The organism is Allobosea sp. FG18 (genome assembly GCF_057809495.1).
The window spans coordinates 87,655-113,696 of record NZ_JBMDKB010000015.1; the positions used below are offsets into that span (position 1 = coordinate 87,655).

Here is a 26,042-nt window from a genome sequence, read left to right on the forward strand (position 1 = left end):
CGGAGCCGGTCACTTGCCGGTCTTGACGCGGGTCCAGAGCCGATTCACCAGCCGCTGGGACTTCTGGTCATAGGGCGTGATCGTGTAGAGCCGCCCCATCACTTCGTCCGACGGATAGATGCCGGGATTGTCGCGTACCGCCGCCGACAGGAACGGCTTTGAGGCGAGGTTGCCGTTGGCATACTGGATGAAGTCCGAGTTCTTTGCGGCCATCTCCGGCTTGTTGACGAAGTCGATGAACTTCATCGCCGCGTCGACATTGCCGGCATCCTTCGGGATCACGAAGGAGTCGAACCACATCAATGCGCCTTCCTTCGGGATGGAATAAGCGATCTGGACGCCGTTCTTGGCTTCCTCGGCGCGCTTCTTGGCCTGGAGGATGTCGCCGGAATAGCCCACGGCCAGGCAGATATCACCGTTCGCGAGCGCGTTGATGTATTCCGAGGAGTGGAACTTCTGGATATGCGGGCGGATCTTGCGCAGGAGTTCGCCGGCCTTGTTGAGATCGGCCTCGTTCTTGGAATCCGGATTGAGGCCGAGATAGCGCAGGGCCGCCGGGAACATCTCCTCGACCGCGTCGAGCACGTGCACGCCGCAGTTCGAGAGCTTCTTGAGCTGGTCGGGCTCGAAGACGATCTTCCAGGAATCGATCACGGCATCGGGGCCGAGCCGTTCCTTGATCTTGGCGGTGTTATAGCCGATCCCGGTCGTGCCCCACATGTAGTTCACGGCGTATTTGTTGCCGGAATCATACTTTGAGAGCCGCGTCTGGATCTCCGGCCAGATATTCTTGAGGTTCGGCGCCTTGTCCTTCTCGACCGGCTGATAGAGCCCGATCGGGATATGGCGCGGCAGGAAGGAGGCGGTGACGACGATCAGGTCGTAGCCGGTCTTGCCGGCCAGAAGCTTGGTCTCCACCGTCTCCATCTGATCGAAGGTGTCGTAGACGACGGTGATGCCGGTTTCCTTCTTGAAGGCGTCGAGCACCTCCGGATCGACATAATCAGACCAGTTGAAGATGCGCAGTTGCTTGTCCTGCGCGGCCACTGGCGCGGCCAGAAGTCCCAGTCCGATCGCGCAAGCGGCAATCGCCTCGGTCAGTCGCTTCGTCGTCCTACCCAATCCGCCCCTCCATCGTGTTGGCGCGCGCACGCTACCAGCTTTCCCCCCGGCATCAACCGCTAGAGGGCGCGACCGAACACCCGCGCACAGGCAAGCTGCGCCTGACGCAAGCGTGAACGGCGGCAGCCTTGCCGGCCCACGCCGCCATGCACATACCGTACCGCATGCGTCTGCTCCGCCGTTTCCTGCTCTTCTTCGCGATCGCCTTCCTGCTGCCGCTCGCAAGCCATGCCGGCTGGTGGGCCTGGCAGGAGCGTGCGCCGAACTGGCAGCGCGCCGACTGGACCAGCGCCAAGCTCCTGCCCGCGGCCTCGGATGCTGCGGAAGCGACGGTGCATGTCTTCGCCGCGCGCGTCGGCCGCTGGCGCGGCATCTTCGCGCATCACTCCTGGATCGTCGTGAAGGAACGCGGCGCTTCCGCCTATACCCGCTTCGACGTCGTCGGCTGGGGCGCGCCGCTCAGGGTCAATCACCGCGACGCCGATGGGCGCTGGTTCGGCAACATGCCGGAACCGGTCACCGAGATCCGCGGCGAGGCCGCCGAGCAACTGATCCCACGCATCCGTGCGGCCGTGGCCGCTTACGCCTATTCCAGCCCCGGCAGCTATCTCGCATGGCCGGGACCGAACTCGAACAGCTTCGTCCAGCATGTGCTGGCGGAGGTGCCGGAGCTCCATCAGGCGCTGCCGCCGACCGCACTCGGCAAGGATTGGCGCGCCGATGGGCTCTTCGCCGGGCTGACCGCGAGCCGCACCGGCATCCAGGCCTCGCTCTACGGGCTTGCCGGCGTCACCGTCGGCTGGGTCGAAGGCATCGAGATCAACCTGCTCGGCCTCGTCGCCGGGTTCGACCTGCGCAGCCCGGCGCTGAAGCTGCCGGGCTGGGGACGGGTCGGAGTTTAAGGTTTCGAGGCGGTCAAACCGCCTCGAAGGCCTGCGCCAGATCCGAGATCAGGTCCTCGATATTCTCGATGCCGACGGAAATGCGGATCAGCGCGTCGGTGAGGCCGATCTCCTCGCGCATTTCACGGGCGACACCGGAATGGGTCATCGCCGCGGGATGCGAGACCAGCGTCTCGGTGCCGCCGAGGCTGACCGCGAGCTTCATGATCTGGAGGTTGTCGAGCAGCGCGAAGGCCTCCTTCTCGCCGCCCTTGACGTCGAAGGCGAAGGTCGAGCCCGCCGCCGTGCACTGGCGGTCGAAGACGGCCTTGCGCGGGTCGCCGTCCTTGAGATTGCCGAGATAGTGAACCCTGGCGACCTTGGGGTGGCTCTCCAGGTATTCCGCCACGAGCTTGGCGTTCTCGTTGGCGCGGCTCATGCGGATGTCGAGCGTCTCCAGCGAGCGCATCAGCATCCAGCAGGAATTGGGATCGAGTTGCGTACCCAGCGAGCCGCGCCAGGCCTTCACCTGCCGCACCAGCACCTCGGAGCCGCTGATCGAGCCGCCGACGAGGTCGGAATGGCCGCCGACATATTTGGTCAGCGAGAGCAGCGAGAGATCGGCGCCCTGCTTCAGCGGCTTCTGGTATTTCGGGCCGAGCATGGTGTTGTCGACGACGACAGGCGGGCGGTGGCCCTGCGACTTCTCCAGCTCATCCGCGATCATCTTGCAGGCGGCGAGGTCGACGAGGCCGTTGGTCGGGTTGGCCGGGGTTTCGACCAGGATCATCGCGACGCGCCCCTTGGCGGCGGCAGCGCGTGCCACATCACGCATCTGCGCGATGTCGAGACCATCGGTGAAGCCGAAGGGCGTAACGCCGAAGGCGCCCATCTGGTTCTTCAGCAGCGTCTCCGTTCCGCCATAGAGCGGGCGCGAATGCAGGATCGTGTCGCCCGGCCGCAGGAAGGCGAAGCAGGTCGTCGCGATCGCAGCCATGCCGGAAGCGAAGACGGCGCATTTCTCGGCCTCGTCCCAGATCGCCAGGCGATCCTCGAGGATCTCCATGTTCGGGTGGTTGAAGCGCGAATAGACGAGGCCGGGCTTCTCGCCGGGCTTGGGCTGGCGCCGGCCGGAGGTGAAGTCGAAGAAGTCCTTGCCCTGCTGGGCATTCTGGAAAACGAAGGTCGAGGTCAGGAAGACCGGCGGCTTCAGCGAGCCTTCCGACATGGCCGGCGAATAGCCGAAGCCCATCATCAGCGTCTCGGGATGGAGCTTGCGGTTGGCGATCCGGTCCTTGTGGTAGTTGTCTTCGCTCATGGCCGTCTCCCTTGCGATCCTGCGACGCAGGCCGGTTTCTGACACCAGATTATTCCCATCAGCGCGCCATTGCTTGGCCGATCAGCATCATCCTAATGTGCCATGAGCAGCTTTCTGCTCAATTTTGTCAGAGATGGAGCATATCGTGCTCGATAGCATCGACCGCCGGATTCTCGCCGTTCTGCGTGAGGACGGGCGCATCACCAACCAGGACCTGTCGCAGCGGGTCGGGCTCTCGCCGACGCCATGCCTCCGGCGCCTGAAGCGGCTGGAGGAGACCGGTGTTATTCAGGGCTACACCGCTGTCGTCGACCCCAAGGCCTACGGGCTGCCCTTCAGCGTCTTCGTCTCGGTGCGGCTGACCCAGCAGAATCAGGAGCAGATCGCCGAGTTCGAGAAGGCGGTCGAAAGCTGGAGCGAGGTCGCCGAGTGCTATCTGATGACCGGCTCTCAGGATTACCTGCTGCGCGTCGTCACCGACGGCATCGAGGGCTATGAACGCTTCCTGAAGCAGAAGGCGACGCGGCTGAAATGCATCCAGTCGGTCGAATCCAATTTCGCGCTGGCGACGATCAAGAAGCGCTCCGGCCTGCCGCCGGTCTAAAGGCTCTCAACGGGCGTCGAACAGTTCCGCAGCCGCAGCCTTCACCATGCCGCCCTGCTGATGCGCCACGCCCGGCACGACAACCTCGCGCCAGCGAAGCGCAATGCCGAGACGGCGCGCTTCGTCGCGGGCCGCAGCCATGAAGTGCTCGCCGCGGGTGAAGCGGGTCGGCCCCTGCTCCTCGGCGCCGCGTGACTTGTTCAGCTGGTGGTGATCGGGATCGATGTCCTGATCACCCAGCATAACCAGCATCGGCTTGGCGAGCGCCCGAGCCAGCGTGGCATCGGTGACCGGCGTGCCCTTGAGCGAATAGGGGTAGGCGCGCTCGCCGGCGAGAGCCGGCAGCGTGTAGTAGCCGGCATTCGCCACGGCTGCCGTCGCGATGCGAGCCTCCGGCATCAGCATGACCATGCGGTGCACGAACTGGGCGCCGGCCGAATGCCCGAAGATCGTATAGCTGTCGCCCGCAACACGGCCGCTGGCGCGAGCGGCGTCGAACAGCCTTTCGATCAGGCCGAAAGTCCATTTCGTCTTGTCGGTTTCGCTGCGGACGTCACCTTGCTGGAACCGGCGGCTGGGAAACTGCTCCTTGTCGAAGCGCGGGGCCAGAACGAGGAACCCGGCCCGGTCGGCAGCGGCTTTCCAGGCATCGCGCGCGCCTTTCGCGTTGCGACCCATGCCATGGACCGCGATCAGCAGGGGGCAAGGCTTGGCCGCGCAGGCCGGCGGCGCATAGCTCGAAACCGCGATGGCAACGGACAACGGGTCGGCATAGCTGCCCTCAGCCGGACCGGTCCCGGCGAAGAGCGCCGGCGTTTCGGCAGAAGCGACGGACAGGCCGAGGCCCAGCGCCAGCACGACGGCCGTCAGTCCCCAACGCAACCGCGCCATTCCGCTCGCTCCTCTAGCCGCCGCGATCCATGGCGCGGCGCACGACCTGCGTGACTTCGCTGTTCGAAAGGAAGAGATCGTGCCGCAGCATGCTCCAGCCCCGGCCGGAGGTGTCGGCGACGCGTACTCCCAAAGCCTCCAGCCGCGAACGGTCCGCCGCGCCGGCGCGCGCGACGCCGCCGGCGATGCGGGCGGAGACGGCAAGCGCCCGGTCGCCGGGGTCGATGATCACGGTCATGCGCTGGGCCAGCGGGCCGAGCTTCTTCACCGTCTGCTCGAAGGCGTCGATATCGACGTCCGGCGAGGCCAGCACGACCGAGCCGATCCGGGCGTAGATCTCCTGGGAATCGCGCAGCTCGCGCAGGCCTTCCAGGGTCAGGAAAGTGCCCATGGAATGGGCGACGATGTGGATGCGGCCGACGGTGGGGTTGGCGACGAGCGCCTGCAAAGACTGGACGAAGCCGTCGCGCGACCAGAGCGCGCTCTCGCGATCATAGGCGTAATCGAAGAGCTTGCCGCCCGAAGGCCAGGTGAACAGGGCGGTCCGGCCCTGGAATTCCAGCGAATGGGAGAGCTGGCCGGCGCTGCGCGCGGCGGTCTCGAAGGTCTCGTTGAAGCCGTGGATGTAGAGCAGGACGTCGCGCCCGTTCACGGCGTCCGAGAAGGCTCGTGGCGCGTTCCCCGAGGTCTCACGCGAAATCCCGAGCACGGCCCAGTCACCGCTTACCGCCGAGGAAACACGACCCGCGATGCCGCGCCCGGGCGGCGACAGCCGCGCCTCGGCAAAGGTGAGCGGGCCGCGATCCGTGTTGAAGAACGGCGTGGCGTTGCCGGTCGACCGGCGCGTCGTCATGACGAGCAAGCGCGGGTCCTTGCCGAGCGCCGAGGTATCGGCGCGCTCGGGTTCGGAAAACGGCGATACGCTCGCCTCGCTCTGCGCGCAGGCGGCGAGGCCGAGCGGCAGGAACGCGGCGAGGGCCAGCGAACGGCATGAAAAGGCGCGCCTTGTAACGGGCATTGAGACAGGTATCCGGTCAGAATGTGAGGGGCCGAACTGGCAGCCATACCTCTAAAGGCAGGCCAAGGCGGCCAGAATGGGGCAAGCGATCAGCTTCCGATCAGAAGCGGCCGGGGCGTTGCGCGGAGGCGACATCACTGCGCCGCGCCGGAAATGATCTGGATCGGCGCGGTGACGACGAGCCCGACGGTCGAGCCGACCGTACCCATGACGCCGCCGGCGACATCGCCAAGCCTGTCACCGAAGCGCGGCCCGGCGAAGCCGATGCCTCGATCCTGCTGCAGCCTCTGGCCGATGAGCTGCACCACCTTCGGCGACGATGCGAATTTCGCGTGGTTGAGGCTGTCCCCGGAGGAGACCTCGGACAGATCGATCAGCCGCACGCCGAGCTTCTCCAGATCCGCGATCGTCTCGGTATCCTTGCTCGACACCGCGCCCAGCCGCGTCTTGTCACCGGCAAAGCGCCGGGAGAAGTCGAGCGCTCGATCGTCAGCCGAGACGAAGACCGTCAGCGGCCGGCGGATCGCGCGCATCTGCATCTTGAACACGTCGAGATCGACATCTGGCGCAGCGAGCATCACGTCGCGCAGCTTGCCGCCGAAACTGCCGTCGCCGCGGATCGCGGCCTGGCGTAGCGTCTCCAGCGTCAAGAGCGTCCCCATGGAATGGGCGAGGATGTCCATGCGCGAAGCGCCGAGATCGCGAGCGATGGCGCGCAGGTTCAGTTCGAGGAAATCGCGCGAATAGAAGGCGCTTTCGCGATCGTAGGGATAGGCCAGCAACTGACCGCGCGACGGCCAGGTGAACAGCACCGGCACGCCCTTGAAACCGGAATCATAGACGATCTGGGCGAAGCGATAGGCCGCATCCGCGAAATTGGTGTTGTAGCCGTGGACGAAGATCAGAATGTCGCGCTGGGAGGGCGGCCGCCGCTGCAGTTCCTTGCGCACGTCGGAGACGATCGGTGCGAGATCGAGCTTCTGGATATAGGTCGCAGTGAAATGCTTGGCGGGGTCGCCCGGCCCCGAATCGGGCAGCTCCAGGTCCCCGGCCTTGTGGCTGCGCGGCACGGTGATGTCGAGACGGGCGAAGGAGAGCTTGGGCCCGCGCTCGCCGCTGAAATAGACCGGCTGCGCCGAGACCTCGCGCGTCGTCGCGACGTAGATCTGGACGGTCCCCGCGACATCCGCCTTCGGAGCTTCGCTCAGCTCCAGCACGCGCGGCGTGCCGCAGGCTGCGAGCGCCAGCGGCAGGAACAAGGCCAACAGGAAAACACGAAGCCGCATCGCCACGCACATCATTGCCAACTCGTCTCATCGCAACGGCGAATTCACAAGATGCCGACATGACACAGTGATGAAGCAAGTGACGCGCGAGGACGCCTTGTCGCCCGCTCCCGCGACTTGCTAACTGGCGACATGGTCGACAACAGCTCTCCAGCCGATCCACTCGGCGAAGCCATCCTCGCCGGCGAGCGCGCCGCGCTGGCCCGTGCGATCACGCTGGCGGAATCGCGCCGCGCCGACCATCGCGAGCAGGCGCAGGCCCTGATCCAGCGGCTGCTCCCGCATACCGGCCGCGCCATCCGGGTCGGGATCACCGGCGTGCCCGGCGTCGGCAAGTCGACCACGATCGATGCGCTGGGCACTTACCTCACCGGCAAGGGCCACAAGGTCGCGGTGCTCGCCGTCGACCCCTCCTCGACCCGCACCGGCGGCTCGATCCTTGGCGACAAGACGCGGATGGCCCGGCTCGCGGTCGATCCAAACGCCTATATCCGCCCCTCCCCCTCCTCGGGCACGCTCGGCGGCGTCGCCGCCAAGACGCGCGAGACGATGCTGCTCTGCGAGGCCGCCGGCTTTGACGTGATCCTGGTCGAAACTGTCGGCGTCGGGCAGTCGGAGACCGCGGTCGCCGATCTCACCGACTTCTTCCTCGTGCTGATGCTGCCCAATGCCGGCGACGAATTGCAGGGGATCAAGAAGGGCATCATCGAGCTCGCCGACATGATCGCGGTCAACAAGGCCGATGGCGATGGCGCGACGCCTGCCCGCGCCGCAGCCGCCCAGTACAAGGCCGCGCTACATATCCTGGCGCCGACCTCGGCGCTGTGGAGCACGCCGGTCGTGACGATCTCGGGGCTGACCGGGCTCGGCCTCGATGCGCTCTGGTCGAAGGTCGAGGATCACCGCGCCCGCTTCGAGGCCAAGGGCTTGATCGCAGAGAAGCGCCGCCGGCAGGACGTGAAATGGATGTGGGCGATGGTGCAGGACCGGCTGCAGGCGAAGCTCCGGCACGATCCCGCTCTCAAGGCTCGCACCCCTGAACTGGAAGCCGCGGTCGCGGGGGGCCGCCTGCCCCCGACATCGGCCGCCGACGAGATCGCGCAGGCTCTCGGACTGTAAGCTCCACACCGGGAGCGTCGGTTTCAGATCGGCACAGATGAAGCTGGCACGCGGCTTGATCCGCGCCGGCGGAGCAGGAGCTTCCATGGTGCTTTCCCGACGCAACGTTCTGGCGATGGGCCTTTTCGGCACGGCCTCGGTCGTTCTGCCCGCCCACGCCCAATCCCGCGGCGCGACTGCCGGGCCGCTCGGCCATCTCGGGCTCGATGCCGGCCAATTCGGCCTGCGCCCCGGCGCCTCCGAGGATCAGTCGCGGCAATTGCAGGCTGCGCTGAAGCAAGCCGCTGGGCGCGGTGCGCCGCTCCTGCTGCCTCCGGGCCGCTACCGGATCGGCGGCGTCGCCCTGCCCGAGAATGCCCGGATCGTCGGCGTACCCGGCGAAACGCATCTCGTCACCGCCAATGGCCAGCCCGTGCTGATCGCCCGCAATCTCAGCCGGGCCGAGCTTTCCGGCCTGAATTTCGACGGGCTCGACATTCCCGCCGCCCAGCGCAGCGGCCTGCTCGCGGCCGAGAATGTCGGCGAACTCGTGATCTCTGGCTGTGCCTTCGCCAAGGCCGGCTCGGTCGGACTGACGCTCGATCGCTGCGGCGGGCGCATCGCGGCGAACCATTTCCGCGAGATGCGGGATGCCGCCCTGTTCGCGATCGATTCGAAGGGACTCACCATCGAGCAGAACCGGGTCGAGGATTGCGGCAATAACGGCATTCAGATCTGGCGCAACCAGCCGGGCGATGATGGCTCCACCGTGCGCGGCAACCATGTGATGCGCATCCGCACCGATGCCGGCGGCAGCGGGCAGAACGGCAACGGCATCAGCATCTTCCGTGCCGGCGGCGTGATCATCGAGGGCAACCAGTTGCGCGACTGCACGATGACCTTCATCCGCAACAATTCCGGCTCGGGCGTCCAGATGCTCGGCAACCAGGGGCGGCGCTGCGGCGAAGTCGGCCTCTACAGCGAATTCGCCTTCGAGGGCGCGATCATCGCCAACAACCTCGTCGAGGACTGCGCGGCCGGCGCCACCATGACCAATCTGGACCACGGCGGGCGCCTGGCGGTCTGCGCCAACAACATCATCCGCCGGGCGACGCGCAAGGCCGTGCCCTATAGCAAGGATCCGGTCGGCGGCTACGGCATCCATGTCGAGGCGGAAGCAGCCGTGACCGGCAACGTCATCGAGGAGGCCAGCGATATCGGCATCGCGCTCGGCTGGTCCTGGGGCATGCGCAACCTCGCCGCGACCGGCAACGTCATCCGCAAGACCGGGATCGGCATCTCGGTCTCGCTGGTGCCGAAGGAGCGCAACGCGCTCGTTGCCAACAACATCATCGCCGAGGCCCGCGACGGCGCCGTGATCGGCACCGAATACGGCAAACCCGTTACCGGCGACCTGACGAAAGCCCCCGATGCCAGGGCCTCGGGGATCGTGGTGGCGAACAACGCGGTGCGTTGAGCCCAGCTCAGGCTGGCGCGCGGATGCGGCCGACCTCGATGCCGTTCCAGTTCTTCAGCACGGTCTCGCGCAGCGGCGCGAAGGCGGCCTGCATGGCGTCATCCATCGGGAGAAAGCGCGCGATCAAGGCGCCGAGAGCGATCTCGGCGGCGCGGCCGGCGCCGTCATCGCATTTCAGGGCGATGCCGTAGCCCAGTTCCGGCAGGGACGCGCAATAGACGCCCTCGGCCCCGGTCTTGGTGAAGGCGCGCGCGCCGAGCAGGCCCATCAGCCGCGTGTCGTAACGACCGGTCCCGGCGACCATGAAGGGATGGGCCGCAGCCGCAGCCCGGATGCGCGCCGCCGCCTTCGCCCGTTCCGGCCCGAAGCCCCGACCGGTGCCGAAGCGAGCGAAGCCCAGGGCCAGTGCCGAAAGCGGCACGGTATAGGACGGGATCGAGCAGCCATCGATGCCCATCCGATCGGCGCTATGGGCGGCGCCGGTCACCGCTTCCAGCGCGCCGCGCACGGCCTGCTGCACGGGATGGCCAGCCTTCACATAGCCGGTCGGGTCCTCGTCCATGTTGCAGGACAGGCAGACGAAGCCGGCATGCTTGCCGGAGCAGTTGTTGTTGAGCGCGCTCGGCTCGGCGCCCGATTTCGCCAGGGCGCGGGACACGAGCTCGTTCGACGGCCAATGCGCGCCGCATTCGAGGCAGCCGGCATCGCGGCCGGCCTTGCGCAGCATCGAAAGCGAGGTCTCGGCATGGAGCGGTTCGCCGGAATGCGAGGAGACGGCGAGCGCGATCTCGGCCTCGGTCAGCCCGTAGCGGTCGGCGGCGCCGCTCTCGATCAGCGGCAGGCCCTGGATCGCCTTGACGGCCGAGCGCGGGAAGACCGGGCGCGCGACATCGCCGGCCGAGAAGACCACGCCGCCATCGGCATCGACGACGATCGCCGCGCCGCGATGACGCGATTCGACGACATTGCCGCGCGTGACCTCGGCGAGAACAGGGTTTTCCATGGCGACCTCCATTGCCCATTCATCCGGGCTTGCCGCCTTTTGGCGCCGGACCGGGGTCCTGTCAAAAGCGCTGGCGCGAAGCGCGCCGGGCTGCCACGGTGCGGCCCAACCGACCCACGCCCTTCAGCGATGGAAGACCGATGTCGCCGGACTACGAGACCGAGTACAACAACCGCGCCCGCGTGCCGGAACATCCCGGCATCATCGCGGGCTGGCAGGCCGATGCCGCCGCCTATCGCAGCGAGGCCCTGTGCGAGCTCGATGTCTCCTATGGCGAGGGCGAGCGCCAAGCCTACGACCTGTTCAAGCCCGAGACGATCCGTGGCAACGCATTGGTGATGTTCATCCATGGCGGCTACTGGCAGGCGCTCGACCGCAGCTATTTCTCGCATATGGCGCGCGGGCTGAACCAGCTCGGCCTGCCGGTCGCGGTCGTCGGCTACGACCTCTGCCCGCAGGTCCATCTCGGTCATATCGTCTGGGAACTGCAGCAGGCGGCAGCGGCACTGTGGCGACGCTTCGGCCTGCCTGTCGTCGCGTCCGGCCATTCCGCCGGCGGCCATCTCAGCGCCTGCACGCTCGCCACCGACTGGAAGAATGTCGATCCCGACCTGCCGGACCAGCTCGTGCCGGCAGCCTATGGCATCTCCGGCCTCTACAACCTGAAGCCTCTCGTCGAGACCAGCATCAACAAGGCGCTGAATCTCGAGCTGCCCGCCGCGGAACTCGAGAGCCCTCTGTTCTGGCCGGCCCCCTCGCGTTTGACGATGGATGCCGTGGTCGGCGGCGCCGAGAGCGAAGAGTACCACCGGCAGAGCCGCCGGCTCACAGACGTCTGGGGGCTGGAGGGTGTAACGACACGCTATGAGGAAATCCCCGGCGCCAACCATTTCACCGTGATCGCCGGACTGACCGATCCCGAGAGCGCGATGACACGACGGATCGCCGCGCTCGCGGGCGCTTGATCTTTCTGCCCAGACGATTCTATCCAGACCCGACAGAGTTTCGGAGCGCGCGATGCAGACCTTCTTCGTCGAGATCAAATGCAAGCTCGGCAAGACCTACGAGGTCGCCAGTGAACTGGCCGATCGCGAGATCGCCTCCGAGATCTACTCGACCGCCGGCAATTACGACATCCTGGCCAAGTTCCATGTCGCGGCCGATGTCGATATCGGCCATTTCGTCGCGCAGAAGGTGCAGTCGATCCCCGAGATCGCCGACACCCACACGATCATCACCTTCAAGGCGTTCTGACCTTCGCGCCGACGGCGCGGGGAATTTGGCGAATCGTTTCCGGTGCTTGCGTGCGATTTCTCGCATGCCGATTCAGCATCTTGCCAGATTGATTCAAGTTCGCGCCTGCGCCTTCCTTTCGAATCCGGCGAAACTGCTAGCGGCATCCCGACGGCTTGACGGCATGGGGGCTTTCGCGCGACCAGCATCCCTCTGACTGCAGGGACCATCGCGCCATGAAAAGCACGCTCTCCTCCGATCTGCGCTCGGGCGCGCTCGTCTATCATCGCCAGCCCCGGCCCGGTAAGCTCGAGATCCAGGCGACCAAGCCGCTCGGCAACCAGCGCGATCTGGCACTGGCCTATTCCCCCGGCGTCGCCGCCGCCTGCGAAGCGATCGTCGACGATCCCTCGGAAGCCGCCGAGCTGACCTCGCGCCAGAACCTCGTCGCCGTCATCACCAACGGCACGGCCGTGCTCGGCCTCGGCGATATCGGCCCGCTCGCCTCCAAGCCGGTGATGGAGGGCAAGGCCGTCCTCTTCAAGAAATTCGCCGGCATCGACTGCTTCGACATCGAGGTCGAGCAGAAGAACATCGAGAAATTCGTCGAGGTGGTCGCGGCGCTGGAGCCGACCTTCGGCGGCATCAATCTCGAGGACATCAAGGGGCCGGAATGCTTCGAGATCGAGGAGCAGCTCAAGGCCCGGATGAACATCCCGGTCTTCCATGACGACCAGCACGGCACGGCGATCATCGTCGGCGCCGCCGTCCTGAACGGTCTCGACCTCGCGGGCAAGAAGATCGCCGACGTCAAGATCGTCGTCTCCGGCGCGGGCGCCGCCGCGCTCGCCTGCACCAACCTGCTGGTCGAGCTCGGCGCACAGCGCAAGAACATCTGGGTCAGCGATATCGACGGCGTGGTCTACAAGGGCCGCAACACGCTGATGGACCGCTGGAAGGAGGTCTATGCGCAGGAGACCGACGCCCGGACGCTCAGCGACGTCATCGGCGGCGCCGACATCTTTCTCGGCCTCTCCGCCGCCGGCGTGCTCAAGCCCGAGATGGCCAAGCAGATGGCACAGAGGCCGCTGATCCTGGCACTCGCCAACCCCAATCCCGAGATCACGCCGGAAGACGCGCTTGCCGTTCGCCCCGACGCGATGATCTGCACCGGCCGCTCGGACTATCCGAACCAGGTCAACAACGTCCTCTGCTTCCCCTACATCTTCCGCGGCGCGCTCGATGTGCAGGCGACGACGATCAACGAGGCGATGAAGCTCGCCGCCGTGCGCGCCATCGCCTCGCTCGCCCGCGAGGCGACCTCCGACATCGCGGCGCGCGCCTATGGCGGCGAGGCCTCGACCTTCGGTGCGAATTCGCTCATCCCGAACCCGTTCGATCCGCGCCTGATCATGCGCATCGCCCCGGCCGTCGCCGAGGCCGCGATGGCGACCGGTGTCGCCCGCAAGCCGCTGCTCGACATCGAGGCCTATCGCGAGCAGCTCTCGCGCTTCGTCTTCCGCTCCGGCTTCCTGATGAAGCCGCTGTTCCAGAAGGCGAAGGCCGATCCCAAGCGCGTGATCTATGCCGAGGGCGAGGACGAGCGCGTGCTGCGCGCCGCCCAGGTCGCACTGGAGGAAGGGCTCGCCATCCCGATCCTGATCGGCCGCCCGAGCGTGATCGAGACGCGCATCCAGCGCTTCGGCCTTACGCTCAAGCCCGGCGTCGATTTCGAGGTGGTGAACCCCGAGGACGACCCGCGTTATCGCGACTATGTCCAGACCTATCTCGACATTGCCGGCCGGCGCGGCATCACGCCCGAGGCGGCGCGCTCGCTGGTGCGCACCAACAACACGGTGATCGCGGCGCTCGCCGTCGCCCGCGGCGAGGCCGATGCGATGATCTCGGGCCTCGAAGGCCGGTTCATGTCGCGCCTGCGGCATATCAAGGACATCATCGGGCTGGCGCCGGGCGTCTGCGACCTTGCAGCGATGACCCTGATCATCACCAACAAGGGTGCCTTCTTCCTGTCGGACACCCATGTGAAGCACGATCCGACGGCGGAGGAGATCGCCGACATGACCGTGCTGGCGGCGAGCCATGTCCACCGCTTCGGCATCGATCCGAAAATCGCGCTGCTCTCGCATTCCGACTTCGGTGCGGCCGATACGCCCTCCTCGCTCAAGATGCGCAAGGCGCTGAAGCTGATCCGCGAACGGGCGCCGCATCTCGAATGCGACGGCGAGATGGAGGCCGATACCGCTCTCGTGCCGCTGATCCGCGAGCGCGTCCTGCCCTCCTCTACACTGAAGGACATGGCCAACGTCCTGATCTTCCCCAATCTCGACGCGGCCAACATCTCCTACCAGTTCGCCAAGGTGATGGCCGACGCGCTGCCGGTCGGGCCGATCCTGATCGGCACGGCCAAGCCCGCGCATATCCTCACCGGCTCGGTGACGGCCCGCGGCGTGGTCAACATGACCGCCGTCGCCGTGGTCGAGGCGCAGGAGAGCGCGGCGGAAGCGGCCAGCCGCTGAGCCTGTAGCCAGCTCCTGACAATCACGGCGCGAAAACTGCGGCCCCGCCGTCGTTTTCGCGCTTGGCAGACTCGACGTAACGGGGTCTACTTCCCCCGTCGGGCATCGCTCGCAACGGCGCCCGGTTGAGGGAAGTTGCCATGCTCGACGTCACGCGCCGCCATGCCCCCTTGGCGCTCGCTGCCATCCTGGCCGCAACACGCGCAGCCGCCCAGGGCCGTATCGTCTTCCACCGCGGCAATGACGGCGATCCGGAGACGCTCGATCCGCACAAGACCTCGACCGTCGCCGAAGCCCATCTGCTGCGCGACCTGCGCGAAGGGCTCGTCATCCACGACATGAAGGGCGAGGTCGCGCCCGGCGTCGCCGAGAGCTGGACGATGAGTCCGGACGGCAAGACCTGGCGCTTCAAGCTGCGCGACAACGCGAAATGGTCAAATGGCGACCCGGTCAGGGCCTCGGACTTCGTCTATTCCTTGCGGCGCATCATCAACCCTGAAACCGGTGCGAAATACGCCAACCTGCTCTTCCCGATCCGCAATGCCGAGGCGATCCACAAGGCAGCTTCCGGCTCCTCGCTCGAAGCGCTCGGCGTCACCGCTCCAGACGAGAGCACGCTGGAGATCGCGCTGGAGCAGCCGACGCCCTATCTGCTCGAACTCCTGACCCATCAGAGCGCCCTGCCGGTGCACCAGGCCAGCGTGGCCATGGCGGCACAGGAGCCGGCGCGGCCGGAGAACTGGATCACGAACGGCCCTTACATGCTCAAGGAGCTGGCGCCGAACTCGCATATCCGGCTCGACCGGAACCCACATTTCCACGCAGCGGCCGATGTGAAGATCGATACGGTGATCTTCTACCCGGCCTCCAACCTCGCGGCGGCGGCGCGGCGCTTCCAGGCCGGCGATCTGCATCTCACCACCGACATCCCGGCCGACCAGTTCAAGGCCCTGAAGGAGAAGCTCGGTGATCAGGTCAGGATCGGTCCCTATCTCGCGACCTATTTCCTGATCATCAACAGCGCCAAGCCACCCTTTGACGATGAGCGTGTCAGGCGCGCGCTCTCCTTGCAGGTCGATCGCGAATTCATCGCCGACCGCATCTGGGGCGGCACGATGCTGCCGGCCTATGGCGTGATCCCCCCGCATATCGGCAACTACGGCGAGCGCGCCGAACTCGATTTCCGCCATGCCTCGGTGCTGGAACGCGAGGAAGAGGCGAAACGTCTGCTCGCCGCAGCCGGCTTCGGCAGCGTCCCGCTCCAGATCGAGTTCCGCTTCAATACCACAGACAATAACCGCCGCACGGCGGAAGCGATCGCCGAGCAATGGCGCGCCATCGGCGTCGAAACCCGCTTCGTCGAGACCGATTTCCGGACGCATTTCGCCTATTTGCGTGACGGCGGCGATTTCGACGTCGCCCGCTATGGCTGGGTCGGCGACTATTCCGATCCGCAGAACTTCCTGTTCCTGTTCGAGAGCGACAATGCCGGCTTCAACATCGGCAAGTACAGGAACCCCCAGTTCGACGCACTGATGAAACTCGCGACCGAGGAACTCGACCTCGCCCGGCGCGCCACGATCCTGCGCGAGGCCGACAGCATCGTCATCCGCGAGGAGCCCTGGATACCGGTACTGCATTACTCGACCAAGAACCTGGTCTCGCCGAAGCTTATCGGCTTCGAGCAGAACCTGCGCGGCGCGATCCCGACGCGGTTCCTGAGCCTGAAGGCATGAAGCCCTCTCGGCCGGCCCTGCACCAGACGCCGGGCCGTTTCCCCGCCTTGAGGCTCGCAACCGGCGCCAAGCTTCGCTAGGAAGGACCCGCGTTCCCTTCCAATCAGCGAGTCCGCATCGATGAGCCGCATCGTCTACGTCAATGGCGCCTATCTTCCCGAGGAAGAGGCCAAGATTTCTGTTTTCGACCGCGGCTTCATCTTCGGCGACGGCATCTACGAAGTTTCGGCAGTGATCGGCGGCAAGCTCGTCGATTGCGAGGCGCATCTGACCCGCCTCGAGCGCTCCTGCGGAGAGATCCGCCTCGGCCTGCCCTGGTCGAAGGCCGAGCTCGTCGCGATCCATGAGGAGCTGATCAAGCGCAACAACCTCGACGAGGGCGGCATCTACCTGCAGGTCTCGCGCGGCGCGGCCGATCGCGACTTCCCCTTCCCGAAGGATGTCCAGCCGACGCTGGTGATGTTCACCCAGGCCCGCAATTTCGTGAATGCGCCGGGCGCCAAGACCGGCATCAAGGTGGTCTCGACGCCGGACCTGCGCTGGGCGCGCCGCGACATCAAGAGCGTCAACCTGCTCGCCCCCGTGCTCGCCAAGCAGTTCGCGCTGGAAAGCGGCGCGCAGGAGGCCTGGCTGGTCGAGGACGGCGTCGTGACCGAGGGCGCCTCCTCCACCGCCTGGATCGTCAAGGGCAAGACGCTGATCTCGCGCCCGCTCTCGCACAAGGTGCTGCCGGGCATCACCCGCAAGGCCGTGCTGGCCTATCTCGCGGAATCCGGCTTCACCTTCGAGGAGCGCGAGTTCACGCTGGAAGAGGCGCTTGACGCCGAGGAGGCCTTCATCACCTCCGCGACCAGCCTCGTCATGCCGGTGACCACGATCGACGGCCACACGATCCATAACGGCGCGCCCGGCCCGACCGCGCAGCGCCTGCGTGAGATCTATATCGACTACGCCCGCAAGGGTGGCGTGCTGGGCTGAGCCCCTACGCGGGTCATCCCGGACAAGCCGCGTGAGCGGCGCCGATCCGGGATCCATGCCTGAACCGTTCCGGCATGGATCCCGGGTCTGCGCTTCGCTGCGCCCGGGATGACCTTGAGGTGGTGGAAAGGTCTTTACAGACCCGCCCGCTCCCCCATCACATAGGTCGCGGCGACATTGCGCTCGTCGCCGAGCGTGACGAGCACGAAGAGTTCCTCTGCGAGATCGCGCACCGTCTCCATGCGATGCGCCATCGCTCGCGTCGCAGCCGTATCGAGCACCACGACATCCGCCTCGCGACCGGGCTCGAAGCCCCCGATCACATGATCGAGTCCGAGCGCAATCGCATTGCCGCGCGTGATCGCGTGCAGTGCCGCGAAAGCGGAAAGCGACTGCCCCTGTAATTGCAGCACCTTGTAGGCCTCGGCCATGGTCCTGAGCATCGAATAGGACGTGCCACCGCCGATATCCGTGGCAACCGCGACCTTCACCCCGCGCTGCCGGGCATGGGCCCAGTCGAAAAGCCCTGAGCCGAGGAACAGGTTCGAGGTCGGGCAGAACACCGCGACCGCGCCGGTCTCGGCAAAAGCCTGCCATTCGTTATGGATCATGTGAATGCAGTGGCCCATCAAACTTTTGGGGCCGAGCAGGCCGTAGCGCCGATAGATATCGGCATAATCAGCCGCTTCCGGATAAAGCTCGCAGGCGAAGGCGATCTCGGCCCGGTTCTCGTCGATATGGGTCTGGACATGGCAGTCGGGGTGCTCGGCAACGAGCTTCCCCGCCGCCGCCATCTGCTCCGGCGTCGAGGTGATCGCGAAGCGCGGCGTGATCGCATAGAGCTGCCGGCCCTTGCCGTGCCAGCGCGCGATCAGCGCCTTCGAATCGCGATAGCCGCTCTCGGCCGTGTCGGTCAGCGCTTCCGGCGCATTGCGATCCATCATCACCTTGCCGGCGATCATGCGGGTATTGCGGCGCTGCGATTCCGTGAAGAAGGCCTCGGCCGATTGCGGATGGACCGAGCAATAGACCGCCGCGGTCGTCGTGCCGTTGGCCAGCAATTCGTCGAGGAAGAAGCGCGAGAGCTTCTCGGCATGGCCTTGGTGGCTAAGCTTCTGTTCCTCGACGAAGGTGTATTTGTTCAGCCATTCCATCAGTTGCGCGCCATAGGAGGCGACGACCTGCGTCTGCGGCATGTGGATATGGGCGTCGATGAAGCCCGGCATGATCAGATGCGGGCGATGGTCGACGATCTCGGCATCAGCCGGCAGTGTCCGCAGCAGGTCACGCGCCTCGCCCGCCGCCTTGACCAGCCCGTTCTCGATGATGAGCAAACCATCCGCGATGAAGCGATGCGCGGCCTCGCCAGCCGTGTGCGGGTCATCGACGAACCAGAGCAGGCGGCCGCGCAGGCCACGCAGAACGGTGGATGCAGTCACGTCGGGCAGCTCCGGCACAATTCCACATCACATCTGCACCAAATCGAAGCTTCCGGCCAAGCGCGGATCATGCCTAATCTGCAGGCATGATTTGGCTTTGCGAAGGAAGCGGGCGTGATGCGTGAAAGCTTGCGCTTCCTGCTCGGCGACAGGCTGGTCGAGATCGATCGCTGCGATCCGACCTTGACCGTGCTCGACTGGCTGCGCCTCAACCAGCGCATGACCGGCACCAAGGAAGGCTGTGCCGAGGGCGATTGCGGCGCCTGCACCGTCGTTGTCGGGCGGCTCGATCGCGGCCTGCTGCGCTACGAGGCGATCAATGCCTGCATTCGCTTCCTGCCGACGCTGGACGGCTGCCAGTTGCTCACCGTCGAGCATCTGAAGGGCGCGGACGGCGCCCTGCACCCGGTCCAGCAGGCAATGGTGGAGTGCCACGGCTCGCAATGCGGTTTCTGCACGCCGGGCTTCGTGATGTCACTGCTGGCGCTCCGGCTGAACGAGGCCGAGCCGAGTGTCGGCCGCATCGAGGATGCGCTCGCCGGCAATCTCTGCCGCTGCACCGGCTACGAGCCGATCATCGCCGCAGGTCGCCACATGGACGAGATCGCGCCGCGCGAAGCCGATCGCTTCATGCTGGAGCGAGAGGCCATCGCTTCGCGTCTTATGACCCTGAACGACAACGAGACGCTGGCCCTGCAAGGCGATGGCGGGAGCTTCCATGCGCCCGCGACCATCGAAGCGCTGGCCGAGCTTGTCGCAGCACACCCTCAGGCCACGCTCGTGGCCGGCGCGACCGATGTCGGGCTCTGGGTCACCAAGGCGATGAAGCGGCTCGACCCGGTGATTTCTCTCGGGCGGATCGAAGCGTTGCGCGCCATCACCGACGAAGGCGACCATCTCCGCTTTGGCGCGATGGCTGGTCACATCGACGTCCGTACGGCGCTGGCCGCCCTCTCCCCGCAGCTCGACGAATTGATGCGGCGCTTCGGCGGCGAGCAGGTGCGCAATGCCGGCACGATCGGCGGCAACATCGCCAACGGCTCGCCGATCGGAGACCTCCCGCCAGCCCTGATAGCGCTGGATGCAACTCTGGTGCTGGCCCGGCGCTCCGAGGCCGGAATCGAACGCCGCGCCATCCCGCTCGAAAGCTTCTTCATCGAGTACCGCACGCAGGACCGGCGCCCGGGCGAATTCGTCGAGGCCGTGCTGGTGCCGAAGCTGGCGGAGGGCGTACTGTTCCACGCCTCCAAGGTCTCGAAACGTTTCGACGAGGATATTTCCGCCGTCTGCGGCGCCTTCAAGCTGACGCTCAGCAGCGATGGGCGGATCAGCGAAGCCCGCCTCGCCTTTGGCGGCATGGCCGGCATCCCGAAGCGCGCGACGGCGGCCGAGGTGGCGCTCGTCGGTCAACGCTGGAACGAGGCGGTAGTCGCGGCGGCCATCGCAACCCTCCCGCAGGATTTCTCGCCGCTCGACGACATGCGCGCCTCGGCGCATTATCGGCTGACGATCGCCGGCAACCTGCTGCGCCGTTTCCTGATCGAGACGACCCAAGCCGCGATGCAAACGCGGGTCGCCGGCCTGCTGGCGGAGGCCGCCCATGGCTGACGCGCGCCGCAAGCTCGATATCGGACTGGAGAGCGGCCCGGTCGGCAGCTCCCGCATCCATGATTCCGCGCCCAAGCATGTCGCGGGCGAAGCGCTCTATATCGACGACATCGCCGCGCCCGAAGGCCTGCTGCACGCCTATCTCGGCACGAGCACAATCGCTCATGGCCGGCTACTCTCCCTCGATCTCGCCGCGGTCCGTGCCGCGCCGGGTGTCGCTGTCGTGCTGACAGCCGCGGATATCCCCGGCGCCAACGACATCTCCTCGACGCATCTGCATGACGAGCCGGTCTTCGCGACCGATGCCGTCCTGTTCCACGGCCAGCCGCTCTTTGCGGTTGTGGCAGAGACGCGCGAGCAGGCCCGACAGGCCGCGGCATTGGCGAAGGCGGAGTATGCCGAAGAAGCGCCGCTGATCGACATCGCTGCGGCACGCGAGGCCGGCGGCAAGCTCGTCACCGCGCCGCTCAAGCTGGAACGCGGCGATGTCGCGGCAGCCCTGGGCGCAAGCCCGCGCCGGCTGCAGGGTTCAATGACGATCGGTGGGCAGGAGCATTTCTACCTCGAAAGCCAGATCGCGCTCGCCATCCCCGGCGAGGACGAGGACATGACGGTGCTGGTCTCGACCCAGCATCCGAGCGAGGTCCAGCATATGGTCGCCGCCGTACTCGGCGTCGGCTCGCATGCGGTGACGGTCGAGGTCCGGCGCATGGGCGGCGGCTTCGGCGGCAAGGAGACGCAGGCCAATCTCTTCGTCTGCGTCGCCGCGATTTGCGCCCGCAAGCTGAAACGCCCGGTCAAGCTCCGGCCCGACCGCGACGACGACATGGCGATCACGGGAAAGCGCCATGATTTCGTCTGCGACTACGAGATCGGCTTCGACGATGACGGCCGCATCCATGCGCTCGATGCCGTCTATGCGGCGCGCTGCGGCTGGAACGCCGACCTGTCGGGACCGGTGACGGACCGCGCCTTGTTCCACATGGACAATTGCTATTTCTACCCGGCGGTACGCGCCCGCTCCGAGCCGCTCTTCACCAATACCTGCTCGAACACCGCTTTCCGCGGCTTCGGCGGGCCGCAAGGCATGGTCGGGGCGGAGCGCTTCATCGAGGAGGTCGCCTACGCCACCGGGCTCGACCCGCTGGAGGTGCGCCGGCGCAATCTCTATGGCGGCGCCGGCCGCGACGTCACGCCCTATCACCAGACGGTCGAGGACAATATCGCGGCGGATGTCATCGCCGAGCTGGAGCGGCGCTGCGACTACCAGGCCCGCAAGGCCGCGATCCGCAAGGCCAACAAGACGAGCCCGATCATCAAGCGCGGCATCGCGCTGACGCCGGTGAAGTTCGGCATCTCCTTCACCGCGACCTGGTTCAACCAGGCCGGGGCGCTGGTGCATGTCTATACCGACGGCACGGTCGCGCTGAACCATGGCGGCACCGAGATGGGGCAAGGGCTCTACGTCAAGGTGGCGCAGGTCGTGGCGCATGCCTTCGGCATCGGGCTCGACCAGATCAAGATCACCGCGACAACGACCGGCAAGGTGCCGAACACATCGGCGACCGCCGCCTCGTCGGGCTCCGATCTCAATGGGATGGCAGCGCTCGATGCCTGCGAGACGATCAAGAAGCGGCTGACGGAGTTTGCCGCGAAGCACTGGCAGGTCGAGGCAGAGGAGATCGCCTTCCTGCCCGGCCGCGTGAAGATCGGCACCCGCGAGATCGCTTTGAGGGAGTTGATCGCCGCCGCCTATATGGCCCGCGTCCAGCTCTCGGCGACGGGCTTCTATGCGACGCCCAAGATTCACTGGGATCGCGAGGCCGGGCGCGGCCACCCGTTCTACTATTTCGCCTATGGTGCAGCAGCGGCCGAGGTCGCCATCGATACGCTGACGGGCGAGTACAAGGTCGAGCGCGTCGATATCCTGCATGATTGCGGGCAGTCGCTGAACCCGGCCATCGACAAGGGGCAGATCGAAGGTGGCTTCGTGCAGGGCATGGGCTGGCTCACGACCGAAGAGCTGGTCTGGGACAAGAAGGGCCGGCTCTGGACCCATGCGCCCTCAACCTACAAGATCCCCGTCGCCTCCGACCGGCCGCGCATCTTCAACGTGCATCTGCTGGAGAACGCGCCGAACCGCGAGCCGACGATCCATCGTTCCAAGGCCGTCGGCGAGCCGCCCTTGATGCTGGCGATCTCGGTGCTGCATGCGCTGTCGGATGCGGTGGCGAGCATCGGCGATCATCGCATCTGCCCGCGCCTCGATGCGCCCGCGACGCCCGAGCGCGTGCTGGATGCGGTCGAGCGGGTCAGGGCGGAGGCCGCACAATGACCCTCGCCGCCTTCCTCACCACCCATCAGCGCGACGGCATCGTTCTCGTCCGCATCGAAGCCGCAGAAGGATCGACACCGCGCGAGGCTGGCGCCTGCATGGCCGTCAGCCCGAACGCCATCGCGGGAACCATCGGCGGCGGGCAGCTCGAGTTCCATTGCATCGATATCGCCCGGCATATGCTGAGCGAGGGTGCCGGGGATCAGTTGCTCGACATCCCGCTCGGCCCGCAGATGGGGCAATGCTGCGGCGGGCGGGTGCGCGTGTCGCTCAAGCGCTGTTCTGCCTCAGAAGCAGCATTGATGGCGGCGCGCGATAAGGCAGAAGCCGCGGCGCGGCCACCGGTCCTGATCTTCGGCGCCGGCCATACCGGCCGGGCGCTGGCGCAGGCACTGACGCCCCTGCCCGTCTCGGTCTCGCTGATCGACGACCGCGACGATGTCATGAGTGGGCTGCCGGCAGCGGTCACCTGCATCCGCATGGCCGACCCCGTCGATGCGATCGCGAGTTCCCCGGCGAAAGCCGCCTTCGTCGTGCTCTCGCACAGCCACGCACTCGACTACCGGCTGGCGGAGGCGGCTCTGGCGCGCGGCGATGCGACTTATGTCGGCATGATCGGCTCGGCGACCAAGCGCGCCCGCTTCGAGGCCGGTTTCCTGCGCGCAGGCGGCCGGCGTACGGCGCTCGACCGCCTCACCTGCCCGATCGGCGGTTCGGATGTGGACGACAAGCGCCCGGAGGTGATCGCGGCCTTGACGGCAGCCGAGCTGGTGCGTTGCTTGCTTGGCCGCCGGGAGCCGGCGAAAGGGAGACGGTTGCGACATGAATCAGCCGCGTGAGCAGGAAGTGCCGCCGCGGCTGGCGCTCGCCCATATCTCGAAGAGCTTTCCCGGCGTCAAAGCCAATGAAGACATCAGCCTGAGCGTCCAACCCGGCGAAATCCACGCCCTGCTCGGCGAGAACGGCGCTGGCAAGTCGACGCTGGTCAAGATCATCTACGGCGTCCAGCAGGCCGACGAAGGCACCATCTCCTGGAACGGCTCGCCGGTTTCGATCCCCTCGCCCAAGGCCGCGCGCAAGCTCGGCATCGGCATGGTCTTCCAGCATTTCTCGCTGTTCGACGCGATGACGGTGATCGAGAACATCGCGCTCGGGCTCGACGAAGCCGTCGATCGCGACGAGCTGAAGCAGCGCGTCGCCGCCATCCTGCAATCCTATTCGCTGCCGCTCGACCCCGAGCGCGAGGTCCATACGCTCTCGGTCGGCGAGCGCCAACGCATCGAGATCGTTCGCTGCCTGCTGCAGAAGCCGAAGCTGCTGATCATGGACGAGCCGACCTCGGTGCTGACGCCGCAGGAGGTCGAGCGCCTGTTCGCGACTTTGCGCCAGATCGCGGCCGAGGGCTGCTCGATCCTCTACATCTCGCACAAGCTGCACGAGATCAAAGCGCTCTGCGACAGCGCCACGATCCTGCGCGGCGGGCACGTCGTCGCGACCTGCGACCCCAAGATCGAGACCACCAAGCGCATGGCCGAGCTGATGATCGGCGCGGAACTGCGCAAGATCGAGCACGGCAAGGCAACCGGCACCGGTGCGGTCCGGCTGGAGATCAAGGGTCTGTCGCTCCCCGGGGAGCCACCCTTCGGCACCGATCTGGAGAGCGTTTCCTTCGAGGCGCGGGCCGGCGAGATCCTCGGCATCGCCGGTGTCGCCGGCAATGGACAGGCTGAACTTCTGACCGCGCTTTCGGGCGAAAAGCTCGCGGCCCATGCCGAAGCGATCAGGCTCGACGGGAAAGCCGTCGGTCTGGAAGGCGCAGGGGCGCGCCGAGCGCTTGGCCTCGCCTGCGTGCCGGAGGAGCGCAACGGCCATGCCGCCGTGCCGGATTTCTCGCTCTCGGACAATAGCATCCTGACGGCGCGCCATCGCCTGCCGCTGGCGCCGCATGGCTTCATCAGCCGCGCTAGCGTGAAGCGTTTCGCCGATGGCGTGATCAAACTTTTCGACGTTCGGACCACCGGCAACGCGGCGCTGGCCCGCTCGCTCTCGGGCGGCAATTTGCAGAAATTCATCATGGGCCGCGAGATCGGGCAGCAGCCCGCCGTACTCGTCGTCTCGCAGCCGACCTGGGGCGTCGATGCCGGTGCTGCCGCCGCGATCCGGCAAGAGCTTGTCGATCTCGCCGCCAAGGGCTCGGCCGTGGTGGTGATCTCGCAGGATCTCGATGAATTGCTGGAGCTCGCCGACAGGCTCTGCGTCATCAACGAGGGCCGGCTCTCGGCCCCGCGCCCGGTCGCCAGCCTCGGCATCGACGAGATCGGCCTGATGATGGGCGGCGTCCATGGCGCGGAGGCGGCCCATGCTTGAGTGGCGTCGTCGCCGCGAGCCGAGCACGCTGATGCTGCTCGCAAGCCCGCTGATCGCGATCGGGCTCACCATGCTCACGGGCGTGATCGTCTTCACCGCCATGGGTTATGACGGCTTCCACGCCGTCGAGAGCATCTTCCTGACGCCCTTCCTTGAGCCGCAACGCTGGGGCGATATCGGGGTCAAGGGCGCGCCGCTCGTGATGATCGCGCTTGGCCTCGCCATCGGCTTCCGTGCCAATGTCTGGAACATCGGCGCCGAGGGGCAATACGTCATGGGCGCCATCGCCGGCACCGGCGTCGCCCTCCTGACCCATGACATGACGGGATGGTGGATCCTGCCCGCCATGGTGCTGGCCGGCATCCTCGGCGGCATGGCCTGGGCCGCGATCCCTGCCTTCCTGCGGGTGAAATTGCAGGTCAGCGAAATCCTGACCAGCCTGATGCTGACCTATGTCGCCGTGCAGTTCCTGTATTTCCTCGTGCGCGGCCCCTGGAAAGACCCCGGCGGCTTCAATTTCCCGCAGACCCGGATGTTCACGGCCGACCAGACGCTGCCGACGGTGCTGGAAGGGACGCTCGTCCATCTCGGCATCCCCGCCGCGCTCGTCCTCACGGTCATCGCCTGGCTGCTGATGGAGAAAACGACGGCGGGCTACGCGATCAAGGTCGTCGGCCTGGCGCCCGCAGCCGCGCGCCATGGCGGCTTCAGCGCGGCGCGCACGACCTGGGCGACGCTGCTGATCAGCGGCGCGCTCGCCGGCCTCGCCGGGCTGTTCGAGGCAGCCGGCCCCTTCGGCCAGCTCACGCCGCAATTCCCGGTCGGCTACGGCTTCACGGCGATCATCGTCGCCTTCCTCGGACGGCTCAATCCGCTCGGCATCGTCTTCGGCGGCATCGTTCTGGCGGGCACCTATGTCGGCGGCGAAATCGCGCAATCGACGGTCAGGCTGCCGCAGGCGGCGACCGGGCTGTTCCAGGCGACGCTGCTGTTCATGCTGCTCGCCACCGACGTGCTGGTGCGCTGGCGGATCGCCTTCAAGCGGAGGGCGATGTGATGGCTTCGATGCGCACCCACCCCTGTCATTCCGGGGCTTCGCGCAGCGAAGAAC

Annotated in this window: 21 protein-coding genes; 14 read left to right on the forward strand and 7 right to left on the reverse strand. The window is 66.5% G+C overall.

Annotation, left to right across the window (positions count from 1 at the left end; genetic code table 11):
• Window positions 1-9 precede the first annotated feature (9 nt).
• Window positions 10-1,122 carry a polyamine ABC transporter substrate-binding protein gene (locus ACODTJ_RS17300; protein ID WP_454657692.1) on the reverse strand — a complete coding sequence of 371 codons (1,113 nt, stop codon included), beginning with the start codon at window positions 1,120-1,122 and terminating at the stop codon, window positions 10-12.
• A 164-nt stretch (window positions 1,123-1,286) separates the two neighbouring features.
• Between ACODTJ_RS17300 and ACODTJ_RS17305 the strand changes: the two genes are divergently transcribed.
• Entirely contained in the window at window positions 1,287-2,024 is a 738-nt protein-coding gene (locus ACODTJ_RS17305) for a DUF3750 domain-containing protein (RefSeq protein WP_454657693.1), read from the forward strand.
• Between the two features lie 13 nt (window positions 2,025-2,037).
• Here the strand turns inward: ACODTJ_RS17305 and ACODTJ_RS17310 are convergent, their stop codons facing one another.
• Complete coding sequence (locus tag ACODTJ_RS17310; RefSeq protein ID WP_454657694.1) at window positions 2,038-3,321, reverse strand: cystathionine gamma-synthase family protein; 1,284 nt, start codon at window positions 3,319-3,321, stop codon at window positions 2,038-2,040.
• A 133-nt stretch (window positions 3,322-3,454) separates the two neighbouring features.
• Here ACODTJ_RS17310 and ACODTJ_RS17315 point away from each other — a divergent pair, with 133 nt between their 5' ends.
• Window positions 3,455-3,925 carry an Lrp/AsnC family transcriptional regulator gene (locus ACODTJ_RS17315; protein ID WP_377846710.1) on the forward strand — a complete coding sequence of 157 codons (471 nt, stop codon included), beginning with the start codon at window positions 3,455-3,457 and terminating at the stop codon, window positions 3,923-3,925.
• A 6-nt stretch (window positions 3,926-3,931) separates the two neighbouring features.
• Here ACODTJ_RS17315 and ACODTJ_RS17320 read toward each other — a convergent pair whose 3' ends face one another.
• From ACODTJ_RS17320 to ACODTJ_RS17330, 3 genes are all read right to left on the reverse strand, one after another.
• Window positions 3,932-4,816, reverse strand: a complete 885-nt coding sequence (locus ACODTJ_RS17320; protein ID WP_454657695.1) for an alpha/beta hydrolase family protein — start codon at window positions 4,814-4,816, stop codon at window positions 3,932-3,934.
• Between the two features lie 13 nt (window positions 4,817-4,829).
• Window positions 4,830-5,834 (reverse strand): alpha/beta hydrolase, encoded by a 1,005-nt coding sequence (locus ACODTJ_RS17325; protein ID WP_454657696.1) that lies wholly within the window; start codon window positions 5,832-5,834, stop codon window positions 4,830-4,832.
• Between the two features lie 134 nt (window positions 5,835-5,968).
• Entirely contained in the window at window positions 5,969-7,120 is a 1,152-nt protein-coding gene (locus ACODTJ_RS17330) for an alpha/beta hydrolase (RefSeq protein ID WP_454657697.1), read from the reverse strand.
• Window positions 7,121-7,252: 132 nt separating this feature from the next.
• On the opposite strand from ACODTJ_RS17330, the gene meaB reads away from it, so the two are divergent.
• Window positions 7,253-8,239, forward strand: a complete 987-nt coding sequence (gene meaB, locus ACODTJ_RS17335) for a methylmalonyl Co-A mutase-associated GTPase MeaB (protein ID WP_454657698.1) — start codon at window positions 7,253-7,255, stop codon at window positions 8,237-8,239.
• A gap of 85 nt (window positions 8,240-8,324) precedes the next feature.
• The gene (locus ACODTJ_RS17340; protein ID WP_454657699.1) at window positions 8,325-9,695 is read left to right on the forward strand and encodes a TIGR03808 family TAT-translocated repetitive protein; all 1,371 of its coding nucleotides are present in this window, start codon (window positions 8,325-8,327) and stop codon (window positions 9,693-9,695) included.
• A gap of 7 nt (window positions 9,696-9,702) precedes the next feature.
• On the opposite strand, the gene ACODTJ_RS17345 is transcribed toward ACODTJ_RS17340, so the two are convergent.
• Window positions 9,703-10,698, reverse strand: a complete 996-nt coding sequence (locus tag ACODTJ_RS17345; protein WP_454657700.1) for an asparaginase — start codon at window positions 10,696-10,698, stop codon at window positions 9,703-9,705.
• Window positions 10,699-10,838: 140 nt separating this feature from the next.
• Here ACODTJ_RS17345 and ACODTJ_RS17350 point away from each other — a divergent pair, with 140 nt between their 5' ends.
• The 5 genes from ACODTJ_RS17350 to ACODTJ_RS17370 all read left to right on the forward strand — a co-directional run bounded on the left by ACODTJ_RS17350 (window position 10,839) and on the right by ACODTJ_RS17370 (window position 17,182).
• Window positions 10,839-11,663 carry an alpha/beta hydrolase gene (locus ACODTJ_RS17350; RefSeq protein ID WP_488849532.1) on the forward strand — a complete coding sequence of 275 codons (825 nt, stop codon included), beginning with the start codon at window positions 10,839-10,841 and terminating at the stop codon, window positions 11,661-11,663.
• 52 nt (window positions 11,664-11,715) lie between these two features.
• On the forward strand, window positions 11,716-11,952 hold the full coding sequence (locus tag ACODTJ_RS17355) for an Lrp/AsnC ligand binding domain-containing protein (RefSeq protein ID WP_038361355.1): 237 nt from the start codon (window positions 11,716-11,718) through the stop codon (window positions 11,950-11,952).
• A gap of 215 nt (window positions 11,953-12,167) precedes the next feature.
• Window positions 12,168-14,468, forward strand: a complete 2,301-nt coding sequence (locus ACODTJ_RS17360) for an NADP-dependent malic enzyme (protein WP_454657702.1) — start codon at window positions 12,168-12,170, stop codon at window positions 14,466-14,468.
• A gap of 140 nt (window positions 14,469-14,608) precedes the next feature.
• Complete coding sequence (locus ACODTJ_RS17365; protein ID WP_454657703.1) at window positions 14,609-16,204, forward strand: peptide ABC transporter substrate-binding protein; 1,596 nt, start codon at window positions 14,609-14,611, stop codon at window positions 16,202-16,204.
• 120 nt (window positions 16,205-16,324) lie between these two features.
• Window positions 16,325-17,182 (forward strand): D-amino-acid transaminase, encoded by an 858-nt coding sequence (locus ACODTJ_RS17370; protein ID WP_348704754.1) that lies wholly within the window; start codon window positions 16,325-16,327, stop codon window positions 17,180-17,182.
• 134 nt (window positions 17,183-17,316) lie between these two features.
• On the opposite strand, the gene guaD is transcribed toward ACODTJ_RS17370, so the two are convergent.
• Window positions 17,317-18,621 (reverse strand): guanine deaminase, encoded by a 1,305-nt coding sequence (gene guaD, locus ACODTJ_RS17375; RefSeq protein ID WP_454657704.1) that lies wholly within the window; start codon window positions 18,619-18,621, stop codon window positions 17,317-17,319.
• Between the two features lie 117 nt (window positions 18,622-18,738).
• On the opposite strand from guaD, the gene xdhA reads away from it, so the two are divergent.
• The 5 genes from xdhA to ACODTJ_RS17400 are packed head-to-tail and all read left to right on the forward strand — an operon-like array spanning window position 18,739 to window position 25,988.
• Window positions 18,739-20,229 carry a xanthine dehydrogenase small subunit gene (xdhA, locus tag ACODTJ_RS17380; protein WP_454657705.1) on the forward strand — a complete coding sequence of 497 codons (1,491 nt, stop codon included), beginning with the start codon at window positions 18,739-18,741 and terminating at the stop codon, window positions 20,227-20,229.
• Complete coding sequence (xdhB, locus tag ACODTJ_RS17385) at window positions 20,222-22,564, forward strand: xanthine dehydrogenase molybdopterin binding subunit (protein WP_488849537.1); 2,343 nt, start codon at window positions 20,222-20,224, stop codon at window positions 22,562-22,564. The genes xdhA and xdhB overlap by 8 nt, the downstream gene beginning before the upstream one ends.
• Window positions 22,561-23,403, forward strand: a complete 843-nt coding sequence (gene xdhC, locus ACODTJ_RS17390; protein ID WP_454657707.1) for a xanthine dehydrogenase accessory protein XdhC — start codon at window positions 22,561-22,563, stop codon at window positions 23,401-23,403. The genes xdhB and xdhC overlap by 4 nt, the downstream gene beginning before the upstream one ends.
• On the forward strand, window positions 23,387-24,931 hold the full coding sequence (locus ACODTJ_RS17395; protein WP_454657708.1) for an ABC transporter ATP-binding protein: 1,545 nt from the start codon (window positions 23,387-23,389) through the stop codon (window positions 24,929-24,931). The genes xdhC and ACODTJ_RS17395 overlap by 17 nt, the downstream gene beginning before the upstream one ends.
• Window positions 24,924-25,988: an ABC transporter permease gene (locus tag ACODTJ_RS17400; RefSeq protein ID WP_454657709.1), complete on the forward strand. Its 1,065-nt coding sequence runs from the start codon at window positions 24,924-24,926 to the stop codon at window positions 25,986-25,988. The genes ACODTJ_RS17395 and ACODTJ_RS17400 overlap by 8 nt, the downstream gene beginning before the upstream one ends.
• Window positions 25,989-26,042: the final 54 nt, after the last annotated feature.